General features: G+C 69.8%; 11 protein-coding genes and 1 tRNA gene. 9 read left to right on the forward strand and 3 right to left on the reverse strand.

The annotated features are described in order from the left end of the window. Positions 1-12: 12 nt before the first annotated feature. The 5 genes from ACFXKA_RS32105 to ACFXKA_RS32125 all read left to right on the forward strand — a co-directional run bounded on the left by ACFXKA_RS32105 (position 13) and on the right by ACFXKA_RS32125 (position 5,334). Positions 13-1,551, forward strand: coding sequence for an ABC transporter permease (locus ACFXKA_RS32105; RefSeq protein WP_379430168.1), 1,539 nt, complete (start codon positions 13-15; stop codon positions 1,549-1,551). Further along, entirely contained in the window at positions 1,548-2,666 is a 1,119-nt protein-coding gene (locus tag ACFXKA_RS32110) for an ABC transporter ATP-binding protein (RefSeq protein ID WP_379430169.1), read from the forward strand. The genes ACFXKA_RS32105 and ACFXKA_RS32110 overlap by 4 nt, the downstream gene beginning before the upstream one ends. Positions 2,667-2,789: 123 nt before the next feature. After that, entirely contained in the window at positions 2,790-3,164 is a 375-nt protein-coding gene (locus ACFXKA_RS32115) for a hypothetical protein (protein ID WP_379430170.1), read from the forward strand. Between the two features lie 157 nt (positions 3,165-3,321). After that, the gene (locus tag ACFXKA_RS32120) at positions 3,322-4,725 is read left to right on the forward strand and encodes a hypothetical protein (protein WP_379430171.1); all 1,404 of its coding nucleotides are present in this window, start codon (positions 3,322-3,324) and stop codon (positions 4,723-4,725) included. Positions 4,726-4,734: 9 nt separating this feature from the next. After that, complete coding sequence (locus tag ACFXKA_RS32125) at positions 4,735-5,334, forward strand: TIGR03086 family metal-binding protein (protein ID WP_379430172.1); 600 nt, start codon at positions 4,735-4,737, stop codon at positions 5,332-5,334. Between the two features lie 693 nt (positions 5,335-6,027). On the opposite strand, the gene ACFXKA_RS32130 is transcribed toward ACFXKA_RS32125, so the two are convergent. The 3 genes from ACFXKA_RS32130 to ACFXKA_RS32140 form a co-directional block, all read right to left on the reverse strand. Continuing rightward, positions 6,028-6,103 (reverse strand) — tRNA-Arg (locus tag ACFXKA_RS32130). A gap of 124 nt (positions 6,104-6,227) precedes the next feature. Next, a complete protein-coding gene (locus ACFXKA_RS32135; protein WP_379430173.1) occupies positions 6,228-6,941 on the reverse strand; it encodes a DUF305 domain-containing protein in 714 nt (237 codons plus the stop codon). A gap of 11 nt (positions 6,942-6,952) precedes the next feature. Continuing rightward, positions 6,953-7,912, reverse strand: coding sequence for a DUF3105 domain-containing protein (locus tag ACFXKA_RS32140; RefSeq protein WP_379430174.1), 960 nt, complete (start codon positions 7,910-7,912; stop codon positions 6,953-6,955). 122 nt (positions 7,913-8,034) lie between these two features. Between ACFXKA_RS32140 and argS the strand changes: the two genes are divergently transcribed. The 4 genes from argS to thrC are packed head-to-tail and all read left to right on the forward strand — an operon-like array spanning position 8,035 to position 13,525. Beyond that, entirely contained in the window at positions 8,035-9,693 is a 1,659-nt protein-coding gene (gene argS, locus ACFXKA_RS32145; RefSeq protein WP_379430175.1) for an arginine--tRNA ligase, read from the forward strand. Next, positions 9,694-11,115: a diaminopimelate decarboxylase gene (gene lysA, locus ACFXKA_RS32150; protein WP_354849512.1), complete on the forward strand. Its 1,422-nt coding sequence runs from the start codon at positions 9,694-9,696 to the stop codon at positions 11,113-11,115. Further along, positions 11,112-12,440, forward strand: a complete 1,329-nt coding sequence (locus ACFXKA_RS32155) for a homoserine dehydrogenase (protein ID WP_379430176.1) — start codon at positions 11,112-11,114, stop codon at positions 12,438-12,440. The genes lysA and ACFXKA_RS32155 overlap by 4 nt, the downstream gene beginning before the upstream one ends. After that, on the forward strand, positions 12,437-13,525 hold the full coding sequence (gene thrC, locus ACFXKA_RS32160) for a threonine synthase (protein WP_379430177.1): 1,089 nt from the start codon (positions 12,437-12,439) through the stop codon (positions 13,523-13,525). The genes ACFXKA_RS32155 and thrC overlap by 4 nt, the downstream gene beginning before the upstream one ends. Position 13,526 lies beyond the last annotated feature (1 nt).

The following is a 13,526-nucleotide window of genomic DNA, read 5'->3' on the forward strand; positions in this document are numbered from 1 at the left end:
GCACTGACCAGGATGGTCTCGAGTGCATCGGCCATCCGGCCCGGGGCGATCGTCACGATCGCCGCCCTGCTCATGGTGGCGGCCACCTTCGTGCCGCTGGGGTACATCGTGTCCACCCTGGTCTCGACCGGATGGCACGAGACCGCACAGCTGGTGTTCCGCCCGCGCGTGGCCGAATTGCTGCGCAACACCGCCGAACTGGTGGTGCTGACCGTGCCGATCTGCGTGGCGCTGGGCATCGGCCTGGCCTGGATCGTGGAACGCACCGACGTGCCGGGCGCGGCCTGGTGGGGCCCGATCTTCGCGGCCCCCCTCGCGGTTCCGGCCTTCGTCAACAGCTACGGCTGGGTCAGCGTCATCCCCTCGCTGCACGGGCTCTGGGCGGGGGTGCTCGTCTCGACGGTCTCGTACTTCCCGCTGGTGTACCTCCCGGCGGCGGCCACCCTGCGGCGGCTGGATCCCGCCGTGGAGGAATCGGCCCGGGCTCTCGGCTCCGGGCCCGTCGCCGTCTTCGCACGTATCGTGCTGCCGCAGCTGCGGCTGGCGATTCTCGGTGGCGGACTGCTGATCTCGCTGCACCTGCTGGCCGAGTACGGCGCCTTCGCCATGATCCGGTTCGACACCTTCACCACCGCCATCTTCCAGCAGTACCAGTCCAGTTTCGCGGGTGCGGCGGGCAGCACGCTCTCGGGCGTGCTGGTGGTGCTGTGCCTGGTACTGCTGGCCGGTGAGGCCACCGTGCGCGGCCGGGCCCGCTACGCCCGGATCGGCGGCGGCGCGCAGCGGGGCGCGAACCGGATTCGCCTGGGCCTGACCAAGATTCCCATGTTCGCGCTGCTGACCGCCGCGCTGGCGGCCACGCTGGGCGTGCCGCTGTGGACCATCGGCCGGTGGCTGAAGATCGGCGGCTCGGCGGTGTGGAACACCACCGATATCGGCGAATCCCTCGGTCAGACCATCGGTTTGGCCGCCACCGCCGCGGTGATCACCACCCTGTGCGCCTTCCCGGTGGCCTGGGTCGCGGTGCGCTCCACCTCGCGGTTCGCGCGGATCATCGAGGGGGCCAACTACATCACCAGTTCGCTGCCGGGCATCGTGATCGCGCTGGCGCTGGTGACCGTGTCGATTCGCTGGCTGCCCGCGCTCTATCAGACGGCCGCGACCATCCTGGCCGCCTACACGCTCATGTTCCTGCCGCGCGCGCTGGTGAGCGTGCGTGCCGGGCTGGCGCAGGTGCCGGTGGGGCTGGAGGAGGCCTCGCAGGCGCTCGGAAAATCCCCGGCCGCCACCTTCTTCCGCGTCACCCTGCGGCTCACCGCACCCGCGGCGGCCGCGGCGGCGGCCATGGCGTTCGTGGCTGTGGCCACCGAGCTGACCGCCACTCTGCTGCTGGCCCCCAACGGCACCAACACCCTCGCCATGCAGTTCTGGCAGCTGTCGGGCGAATTGGACTACGCGGCCGCCGCGCCGTACGCGCTGATCATGATCATCGTCTCGGTGCCGGTCACCTATCTGCTGTTCACCCAATCCAGGAAGGCGGCGGGGCTGTGAGTCGTCTTGTCGTAGACCAGGTTCGCAAGACCTTCGGACAGGCGCCGGTGCTCGACGGCATCAGCCTCGACGTCGCCGACGGCAGCGCCACGGCGGTGGTCGGATCCTCCGGATGCGGCAAGACCACGCTGCTGCGGGTGATCGCCGGATTCGAGAACCCGGACGCCGGATCGGTATCCGTCGGCGGGGAAACCATTACCCGCCAGGGCTTCTCGGTGCCATCGCACCGGCGCAGAATCGGCTACGTGGCGCAGGACGGGGCGCTGTTCCCGCACCTGAGCGTGGGGCAGAACATCGCCTACGGTCTCGGCGGGGGACTGGGCGCGCGGCGCAAGCATCGGCAGCACGTCGCCGAACTGCTCGATATGGTCTCGCTCGACCCGTCCTACGCGAATCGGCGGCCGCATCAGCTCTCCGGCGGCCAGCAGCAGCGCGTCGCCCTGGCCCGCGCCATGGCCCGCAAACCCGATCTCATGCTGCTGGACGAGCCCTTCAGCGCCCTGGACACCGGACTCCGCGCCGCCACCCGGCAGGCCGTCGCCGAGACCCTGCGCGCCGCGGGCATGACCAGCATCCTGGTCACCCACGACCAGGAGGAGGCGCTGTCCTTCGCCGATCAGGTCGCGGTCATGTGCTCGGGGCGGTTCACCCAGGTCGGCACCCCGGAGCAGGTGTACGCGGCCCCCGCGGACCTGTTCACGGCCGGATTCCTCGGCGACACAGTGCTGCTCGACGCCGCCATCGGCACGGAGACCGCCCAGACCGTGCTCGGCCGCATCCCGGTGCAGGTGAACGCGCCGACCGGTGCGGGCGCGGTCATGATGCGGCCCGAACAGCTGCTGGCCCGGGCGGCCGCCGACGGTCATGCCGGCTGTGCCACCGTGCGCGCCCTCGAGTTCCGGGGTGCGGACGTCCTGCTCACCCTCGACCTCGACGGCTGCCCCGAACCTGTCCAGGTGCGCCGGGTGAGCGTGGACGCGCCCACGGTGGGCGACCGTGTCGAGCTCGAAGTCCTCGGCGCGGCAGTCGCTTTCACCTCTGAGCAGTGCGCCGCCGCCGGCCGGACAACCGGCGCGGCCGCCGTGAGCCGGGTCGGCGCGGTCTCCGCGGTCTGAGCGATCGGCCAGTCCGGCCGGTCGGAATGTGACCGATCGGACCGGGGAGTCCCTATAGTGGCGCGGAGGCCGAATCGTCGGCCGCAGAGGCGAACTGCCTCAGCTCGTCCCGAAGGAGACAAGGTGCGCCGCACGCTGCTCGTCACATCCGCTCTCGCCGCCGCGTGCGCCCTGGCCCCGCTCGCGTGCGCCCTGGCCCCGGTCGCGTCCGCGGAGCCGGCCGCCGATCCCGCGGTGACGGTGCAGGCGGTCTACGGCCCCGAGCAGTTCCCCATGGCGGGCGTGGCCGCCGACATCGCGCCCTGCGGCGGCGGCGCGAATGTGGCGACTCTCACCACCGGCGTCGACGGCACGGCCGTCTACAACGGCGCGCTCGGCTGCTACCGGGTTCAGGTCAGCACCCCGATCGGCTGTGCGCTGGACAGTGATCCGGCCGTTCAGGTCACCTCGGCGCCGGGCGTCACCCCGCCGGCGATCTTCCGTTTCCGCTGCGCCTGACGGTGTCTCGGGCCCGCTCCCCGGCCCGCCGAAGGACTGTGACCGGCTCCACTTCTCAGGGTTCCCACATACCGCAGCTGTTAATGTCGCGAGAGATAGCTGCTCGTTATTGCTGTAACGCGGAAGGCGTCGCATCACCGAGGGAGTAGGTGACGAGATGGGCGCGAGGTTCGCGTTGGCAGACCCGCTGGACAGGACCGCGCCCCTGGCGCTGCGACGCTACGCGGTCCCGATCGAGGCGATGGCCGCCCTGCTGGGCGCGGCGGTGGCCGGACTGCTGCTCATGGCCCCCCTCGATCTGGGCTGGACCTCCGAAGGCCCGGTACTGCAGCTGGATCTGCTGGTGCTGAACATGCCGCGCGCGGCCGCCGCCGGCGCGGCGTTCGCGGTGGTCTCGGCGGCGTTGGTGGTCGCGCTCGGGCACAAGACGGCCTGGATCGCGTCGAGCGGCAGCGCGGTGGTGCTGGTGATCGACCAGCTGTGGAACCGCGACGCGGCGATCCCGGGAAATCTGACCACCGCCAACTACATCGATTCCATCTTCAGTGGCATCCTGCTCGGGGCGCTCGCGGTCGCGGTATTCGGCAAACCCATCGCGACGGGCGCGTACCTGGTCGGCGCCCTGTCCGCGATCCTGATCGCCGACCAGACCTCGCTGCCGCCCTCGGGCGGCCGGGGCAATCCCCTCACCGAATGGGCGTCGACCGGAACGCCACCGGTGTGGCTGCTCGTGCTGGCCGGTGCGCTGCTGGTCGCGGGGATCGCCGTCCAGCAGCCGGAACCGGCGGGCGAACACGAGAACACCGATCTGGCGATGGGCCCGATCCTGTCCGCGCTGATCCTGGTCACCGCGACCACGCTGTCGACGCAGTGGTTCGTGCAGCACGCCGGCACCGTCGCGCAGGCCGGGGTGGCCGCGGCCATCACCATCGGCGCGGCGCTGGTCGCGGCGCTGCTGCTGCCCGGGCGCGAGGGCACCCTGGTGCTGCTCGCGGTGGCGGTGGCCAATGCGGGCAGCGCGATCATCGCGGTGCCCCGGCCGGATTGGACCGCGCCGTTCCCGGTCCTGGCCGTGGTGGCCGGGCTGGCGGTGGGACGCCGATGGCGCGCGCCCTGGATCGCGCTCGCCGCGACCGCCGGGCTGGCGGTCTTCGCGGCCGGCACCGCGGGCATCGCGCACCAGTACGCGGTGATCCCGGTGCTCGGTGTGATCCTCACCGCGCTGGCCATCGGCTTCTGCTTCGGCGCGGCGGTCCCGAAGACCGCCGGCAGCGCCGTGGTGGCGCTCGCCGTACTGGTGGTGCCGTGCCTGGTGGTGGCGTTGCGAGGCAGCAGCTTCGGCCGGGTCGCCTACTCGCCGCGCTGGTATCGGGATCCGCACGGGGCGGTCTCCGCGGTGCCCGGCGCGGTGGCCCTGGTGATCACCCTGGGCTGTGCGGCCGGGCTGTACCTGCTGTGGCGGATCCGATCCCCGCAGGCCGTGGCCGCGCCGGAACCCGCTCCCCCGCCACAGGTGATCGTCATGCCCGATGGGGCGCGGAACGTCTTGCCGCAGGGCTAGTCTGGCCGCATGGCCGACAAGTCACCGGTGGACCCGACGATCGATCTCCTGGAACGGGCCATCGCGCAGATGGGCGATGTCATCGCCGCCGTCAGCCCGGACCAGGCAGCCCTGCCGACGCCGTGCGAGGACTGGCGCGTGCGCGGGCTGCTGGACCATATCGTGGGCCAGATCCTGCGCGACTTCACCATCGCCGCACGCGGCGAGATGCCCGACCGGGGCGCACCGCCCGACCCGGTCGGCGTGGACTGGGCCGCCGAGTTCCGCACCCGCGCGCAGCCGCTACTCGAGACGTGGCGCGCCGCCGATCCGGAGCGGCTGGTGCCCGGCATGGGCGGGGAGGCCCCGCTGCGCGGTCGCGCCGATCAGCAGATCACCGAATTCGCCATGCACGCCTGGGATCTCACCCGGGCCACCGGTCAGGGCCGCACCCTGGATCCGGAGCTCGCCGAGCATGGCCTGGCCTGGTCCAAGCAGCTGCTGAAGCCCGAATTCCGCGGTCCAGGAAAGGCTTTCGGGCACGAGGTGCCGATCGCCGCCGACGCGCCCGCCTACGACCGGCTGGCCGCCTGGTTCGGCCGCGACCCGGGCTGGATGCCCGCGGCCTGACCCCACCGGCCGAACCGGGTATCCACCCAGGCCAGTGCGTCATTGAACGACGCGTCGAGTACGCCGCGGTGGTCCGCGCCCGGATAGCTGTGGTACTGCACGGCTGACGGCCCGCGCGCTGCTGCACCACCATGGCGTCGGTGGCGAGCGCCGGCACCGTGGTGTCGGCGCGGCCCTGCAATACCAGCAGCGGTTGCGTGAAAGCCAGTGCGCTGGGGTCGTTTTCGTTCGGCACCCGGATCAGTGCGGAGATGTCCCCGTCACGGTTGAAGACGTCGTCGGCGGTGAGGCCGCCGGGGGGAGGTGTCCTGGGAGGGCGCACAGACATCGGCGACACCGGTGGTGCCGTGCGCCCAGGAGATCAGCGGCCTGCCCGGTCCTCAGCCATACCGCCGACTGATCCGAAACTGTCGGCGTCCGCACCGATCTCGTCCACCGCCGTATCCGCCGGCAAGGCGGTCCTGGCCGTGGCCTGAACTCTGATCGTGGCCCGAGAAAGCGCTCGCGGTGTCCGGCTGCCTCCTGCACAACCGGACACCGCGATGCACAGCTACTACCTTTGCTCCCGAGTCCTCGAATCGGAATCCCAATCGGTCACGATGGCACGATAAGTCAGTCATTCGGTGCCGTAACGGCCCGCCGCCCCGCGAACGAGTAAGGCCCCGACCGTGATCCACGGTCGGGGCCTTACTGTGGTGCCCTCGGCAGGATTCGAACCTGCGGCCTTCTGCTCCGGAGGCAGACGCTCTATCCCCTGAGCTACGAGGGCGGGGATGGTCCCGTCCGGTCTCCCGGTCGGGCTGGGACAGCGTATCGCATCGCTCGCGCTGCGCCAAAAACGAACACGGACCGGGCGTTTCTGTGCCCGGTCCGTGTCGGTCGGAGGTGCTCGGTCAGTTCATCGGCAGCGGGGAGGCTTTGCGCTCGGCCAGCATCTGGGTCATCAGATCGGCCTCGCTCTTCTGGGTCTTGGCCATGCTCTCGGCCAGCGAGCGCACCGCGTCGGTGTCCGCGCGCTGGGCGGCGTACTCGATCATCGGCATGCCGCCCTGGTGGTGGCGCAGCATGAGCTGCAGGTACAGCGCGTCGAGGGCCGGGCCGGTGGCCTGGCCCAGGGCGGCCATCTCCTGATCGGACGCCATGCCGGGCATGGTCTGCACCGCGCCGGAGTGCATGGCGGTGCCGGAATGCTCGTGCGTGGACATGTCTGTCATCCAGCCCATGTAGCCGTTGGGGGAGATGAGCGGTTTGTCCCACTGCTGCAGCCAGCCCTGCATGCGGCCGGCCTGATTGGCCTGCGTGGTGAGGATGTCGTAGGCGAGCCGCTTCACCGCCGGGTCCGTGGTCCCCGACAGCGCGACGCCCGACATCTGCACCGCCTGCGCGTGATGCACCGACATGTCCTGGGAGAAGCCGACATCCACCGTGCCGGGCGTCTCCGGGCCGTGGTGCATGGCATTGCCCACCAGCAGTCCGGCCATGAAACCGATGAGCAGCACCGCGACCACCCCGATCGCCAGCAGGGCGGGCTGCTGATTGCGGCGTGTTTGCGGCACCGGTTCGGCGGCGGGATCGGGCTCGGAGCTGCGATCTGGGATGTCGGACATGAACGGCGGCACTACTGGGTCGGAGCCGGCTGATCCGGCTGGGTCGGGCCGTCGGTCGGGGCCGGGATGGACGGGATGCCGCCGGGCAGGCTCGTGCCGTCGGTGGGCAGGCCCGGCACGCCGTTCGGGAGACCCGGGATACCGCCGGCGGGCATGCCTGGAATACCGCTGCCGCCACCCAGCTCGCTCGCATCCTGCTGCAGGCCCTTGCCGTCCATCGGCACGGCGTCGGGGCCGGGCGAGGTCGGGTCGAAGGCCGGCGGGTTGTCGGTGTTGAAGGTCGGGTTCGCGCAGTCCGCGCCGACCTCCGGGTAGGCGTACTGGTTCAGGCGCAGCGCGGTGATGAACTCGCCGACGCGCTTGTCGTCGGCGCTGTTCAGCTTCAGCTGGTGACCCCACGACTGCAGGGAGATCGGGGTGTCCAGGCCGGGGTAGGGGGACATCAGGCTGTAGGGCTTGCCCTTGACCTTCGACTTCAGGGTGTCGATGCCGGCCTGATCGACCTTGTCCGGGTTGTAGGTGATCCAGATCGCGCCGTGCTCGAGCGAGTGCACCGCGTTCTCGGTGCGGATCGCCTTGGCGTACACCACGCCGGTGCAGGCCGCCCACGAGCCGTCGTGCGGACCGCCGAAGGGCGGGGACTGGTCGTAGTTCACACGCTGGGTGGCCGCGACGTGCATGCCCGCCGCGTAGTCCTTCTTCACGACGCCCGGAATCTGATCCGAGGGATCCTTCTTCTGGGCGGACGGCGTGTACTTGTCCTGCTCCTGCTTGTCCTGGATCTTGGGCACCAGCACCCAGGCGATGCCGCCGATGAGGGCGACGATGCAGACCACGGCCCCGATCATGAGCCACGGAATCTGACGCTTACCGCCCAGGCTGCCCCCGCGACCGCCCTTCCTGGACGATCCGGCCGACTTGCCCGCGGCCTTGATGGCCTTGGCCGACTTGGCACTGGTCTTGCTCGGCATGCTTGTTGTGCTCTTTTCGACGTGTCGGACAATCAAACGACGCGGCCGCATCGTTTGCTGGGCACCTGCCCGGTGGTGCCCGCTCGCGGCGTTCACCTGCTCAGACCATAGGATAGTGACTCGTGACTCCAGCTGACCTTGCAGATCTCCTTCGTGCTACCGCGGCGAAGGTACTTGTCGAACGTGGATCAGACCCTGCGATCCTGCCCGACGAGGTCAAGGTGGAGCGTCCCCGCAACCCCGAGCACGGTGACTATGCCACGAATGTGGCCATGCAGGTAGGCAAGAAGGCGGGAATGAACCCCCGCGATTTCGCGACGTTGCTGGCCGGGGCGCTGTCGGCCGCCGAGGGCATCGAGGCCGCCGAGGTCGCGGGACCGGGCTTCCTGAATATTCGCCTGGCCAAGGCCGCGCAGGGCGCGATCGTCGAGAAGATCCTCGAGGCGGGTGCGAAGTTCGGCACCGCGGACGCTCTCGGGGGCACCAAGATCAACCTCGAATTCGTCTCCGCCAACCCGACGGGCCCGATCCACCTGGGTGGAACCCGCTGGGCCTCGGTCGGCGACGCGCTCGGCCGGATCCTGGCGGCCCAGGGCGCGGACGTAACGCGCGAGTACTACTTCAACGACCACGGCGCGCAGATCGACCGCTTCGCCAACTCGCTGGTGGCCGCCGCGCTGGGACAGCCGACCCCCGAGGACGGCTACGCGGGCGCGTATATCAACGAGATCGCCGACACCGTCGTGAAGGCCAACCCGGGTGTGCTGGAACTCCCGGAGGCCGAGCGCCACGAGCTGTTCCGCCGCGAGGGCGTCGAGCTCATGTTCGCGCACATCAAGCAGACGCTGCACGATTTCGGCACCGACTTCGACGTCTACTTCAACGAGAGTTCGCTGTTCGCCTCCGGCGCGGTCGAGCAGGCCATCGAGACGCTGAAGGCGTCCGGCAAGCTGTACGAGAAGGACGGCGCCTGGTGGATCGCCTCCACCGAATACGGCGACGACAAGGACCGCGTCGTCATCAAGAGCGACGGCAAGTCCGCCTACATCGGCGGTGACATCGCCTACTTCCAGAACAAGCGCTCGCGCGGTTTCGATCTGTGCATCTACATGCTCGGTGCGGACCACCACGGCTACATCGGCCGTCTCAAGGCCGCCGCGGCCGCGTTCGGCGACAACCCGGACACCGTCGAGGTGCTCATCGGCCAGATGGTGAACCTGGTGAAAGATGGTGCCGCCGTTCGCATGTCGAAGCGCGCGGGCACCGTCGTCACCCTCGACGACCTGGTCGAGCAGATCGGCGTGGACGCGGCGCGGTACTCGCTGGTGCGCTCCTCGGTGAACTCCAGCATCGACATCGACCTGGACCTGTGGACCCGGCAGGACAGCGAGAACCCGGTTTACTACGTGCAGTACGCGCACGCGCGCACCAACCAGATCCTCGGTAACGCGGCCGCGTTCGACTACGCCTCGGTCACACCGGATTTCGCGCTGCTGACCGATGACCGCGAGGGCGCGCTCATCCGCACGCTGGGCGAGTACCCGCGCGTGGTGGCCACCGCCGCCGAGATGCGGGAGCCGCACCGGGTCGTGCGCTACCTCGAGGAACTCGCCGGGGCCTACCACCCCTTCCAGTCCGACAAGACGCTGCGCGTCATCCCGCAGGGCGACGACGTGGTCACCCCGCTGAATGCCGCTCGCCTCGAGCTGGTCAAAGCCACCCGTCAGGTTCTCGCCAACGGCCTCGGCCTCCTAGGCGTCAGTGCACCGGAGCGTATGTAGATGAGTGCTCACCCCGCAGGACCCCGCCACGCGGACATCCCGCACGCGCCCACGCTCGCCGAGCGCCCCAGCGCACCGGCGCAGATGATCGAACTGCCCGCGAATGTGTGGCCGCGCAACGCCGCTCGCGACGCCGACGGCGTGGTGCGGCTGGCGGGCGTGCCGGTGCACGAGCTGGCCGCCGAGTACGGCACCCCGCTGTTCGTGATCGACGAGGACGACTTCCGCTCCCGCTGCCGGGACATGGTCCGCGCCTTCGGTGACGGCGCGCGAGTCCACTACGCCTCCAAGGCATTCCTGTGCGGCGAGGTCGCCCGCTGGATCCGTGACGAGGGCCTGCACCTGGACGTGTGCTCCGGCGGCGAGCTGTCGGTGGCGCTGCACGCCGGCTTCCCGGCCGAGCGGATCGCCCTGCACGGCAACAACAAATCGGTGCCAGAGCTGGAGATGGCGGTCGGGGCGGGCGTCGGCGACGTGGTCGTCGACTCGCTGATCGAGATCGAGCGCCTGGAGGCGGTGGCCAAGCGCGCCGGCAAGGTGGTGGACGTGCTGATCCGCGTCACCGTCGGCGTGGAGGCCCACACCCACGAGTACATCTCGACCGCGCACGAGGACCAGAAGTTCGGCTTCTCCATCGCCGGCGGCGACGCCATGCAGGCCATCGCCCGGGTCTTCGAGTCCGACAATCTGCGCCTGGTCGGCCTGCACTCGCACATCGGCTCGCAGATCTTCGAGATCGACGGCTTCGAGATCTCCACCCGCCGCATGCTGGGCCTGCTGCGCGAGGTCGCCGACAAGTTCGGCATGGAACGCGCCGAACAGATGCGCGTGCTGGATCTCGGTGGCGGCCTGGGCATTTCGTACCTGCCGCACGAGGATCCGCCGGCCCTGGACGGCTTCGCCGCCAACCTGCGCCGCATCGTGGCAGAGGAGGCCGAGCGGGCCGGGCTGCCGGTGCCGACAATCGCGGTCGAGCCGGGCCGCGCCATCGCCGGTCCCGGCACCGTCACCGTCTACGAGGTCGGCACCATCAAAGATGTTGTGCTCGACGGTGGTAATCGCCGACGCTATGTGAGCGTCGACGGCGGCATGAGCGACAACATCCGTCCCGCTCTGTATCAGGCCGAGTACGACTGCCGCCTGGTCTCGCGCTCCAGCGAGGCCGGTCCGGTGGTTGCGCGAGTGGTCGGAAAGCATTGCGAGAGTGGGGATATCGTCATCCGCGATACCTGGCTCCCGGCCGATGTGGGCCCGGGCGACCTGGTGGCGGTGGCCGCGACCGGCGCGTACTGCTACTCGATGTCGAGCCGCTACAACATGCTCACCCGGCCCGCAGTGGTCGCGGTGCGAGATGGCAAGGCGCGCTTGATCCTTCGCCGCGAAACGGTGGAGGACCTACTCAGCTTGGAGGTGAAGGCATGACCGAGAACAGAAACGGCGTGTGGGGACAGGATCATCCCATTGGCGTGGCCGTCCTCGGCATGGGCACGGTCGGCACCGAGGTGGTCCGCATCATTCGTGACCACGCCGACGACCTGAGCAACCGGGTCGGCGCTCCGGTCGTGCTGCGTGGTGTCGCGGTGCGCGACCTGAGCAAGGACCGCGGCCTGCCCGCCGAGCTGATCACCACCGATGCCGAGGCCCTGGTCACCCGCGACGACGTGGACATCGTGGTCGAGGTCATGGGCGGTATCGACCCGGCCCGCGACCTGATCAAGTCCGCGCTCACCAAGGGCAAGTCGGTGATCACCGCGAACAAGGCACTGCTCGCCGATTACACCGGCGAGCTGGCCGCCGCGGCCGAATCCAACCGTGCCGACCTGTACTTCGAGGCCGCGGTCGCCGGGGCCATCCCGGTGATCCGCCCGCTCATCCAGTCGCTGTCCGGCGACCGGGTCAACCGCGTGGTCGGCATCGTCAACGGCACCACCAACTTCATCCTCTCGGCCATGGCCGAGACCGGCGCGGACTACGGCGACGTGCTTGCCGAGGCCACCCGCCTGGGCTACGCGGAGGCCGACCCGACCGCTGATGTCGAGGGCTACGACGCCGCCGCCAAGGCCGCCATCCTCGCCTCCGTGGCCTTCCACACCCGCGTCACCTCCGGTGATGTGTACCGCGAGGGCATCTCCAAGATCACCTCCGAGGATCTGGAGACCGCGGCGGCCGTGGGCTGCACCGTGAAGCTGCTGGCCATGGCCGAGCGCGTCACCGATGACGGCGGCAAGGAGAAGATCTCCGTGCGCGTCTACCCCGCCCTCATCCCGCGCAAGCACCCGCTGGCCGCGGTCAACGGCGCGTTCAACGCCGTGGTCGTGGAGGCCGAGAACGCCGGCCGGCTGATGTTCTACGGTCAGGGCGCCGGCGGCGCGCCGACCGCCTCGGCCGTCATGGGCGATCTGGTGATGGCGGCGCGCAACAAGTTCTACGGTGGCCGCGCTCCGGGCGAATCGGTCTATGCTGAGCTGCCGATCGCTTCGATCGGCGACACCCCGACCCGCTACCACGTGAACCTGCAGGTGGCCGACCGCACCGGTGTGCTGGAAGCGGTCGCCGGGGAATTCGCCAAGCACGGTGTGAGCATCTCGACGGTCCGGCAGGAAGGCCACGACGTCGGCGCTCGCCTGGTCGTGGTGACCCACCATGCGCAGGAATCCGCGCTTGCGGATACCGTTGCCGCATTGGCCGAACTGGACTCCGTCACGTCCGTGACCAGTGTTCTGAGATTGGAAGGCACCGAGGAATGAGTGCAACCGCACGCGCGACAGCCGTGCATACGCCGTGGCCGGGTCTGATCGACGCCTACCGCGATCGGCTCGCGATTCCCGCTGACTGGGAAGCCGTCACTCTCTTCGAGGGCGGCACCCCGCTGGTGCCCGCGCATCACCTCTCCGAGCTGACCGGCTGTGAGGTGTACCTCAAGGTCGAGGGCGCGAACCCGACCGGTTCCTTCAAGGACCGCGGCATGACCATGGCCATGACGGATGCGAAGTACAACGGCAAGACCGCCGTGCTGTGCGCCTCCACCGGCAACACCTCGGCCTCGGCCGCGGCGTACGCCACCCGCGCCGGTCTGCACTGCGCGGTGCTGATCCCGTCGGGCAAGATCGCCATGGGCAAGCTGGCCCAGGCGGTCATGCTGGGCGCGAAGATCATTCAGGTGGACGGCAACTTCGACGACTGTCTCGAGCTGGCCCGCAAGGTCACCGCGGACTTCCCCGAGGTCGGCCTGGTGAACTCGGTCAACCCGGCCCGCATCGAGGGCCAGAAGACCGCCGCCTTCGAAATCGTGGACGCGCTGGGCAAGGCGCCCGATGTGCACGTGCTGCCGGTCGGCAATGCGGGCAATATCACCGCGTACTGGAAGGGCTACAGCGAGTACCACGCCGACGGCACCACCAGCTCGCGCCCGCGCATGCTGGGTGTACAGGCCGCCGGCGCCGCGCCGCTGGTCAACGGCGCTCCGGTCGCGAACCCGGAGACCGTGGCCACCGCCATCCGGATCGGCGCGCCCGCGTCGTGGAACGGCGCCATGAACGCCAAGACGGAATCGGGCGGTGCGTTCCGCGCGGCCACCGACGAGGAGATCCTGGCCGCGTATCACCTGGTCGCGGCCAAGGAGGGCGTGTTCGTGGAGCCCGCTTCCGCTGCCTCGGTGGCCGGTCTGCTGGCCGCGCGCGCCGAGGGCTGGCTGGATTCCGGCCTCACCGTGGTCTGCACGGTGACCGGCAACGGCCTCAAGGATCCGGACAACGCGCTCAAGGGCATGCCCGAGGTGACGCCGATCGCGGTCGACCCGGTCGCCGTGGCCCACGAACTCGAGCTGGCCTGAG

This window comes from Nocardia sp. NPDC059228 (assembly GCF_042754245.1).
Classification (GTDB): Bacteria; Actinomycetota; Actinomycetes; order Mycobacteriales; family Mycobacteriaceae; genus Nocardia.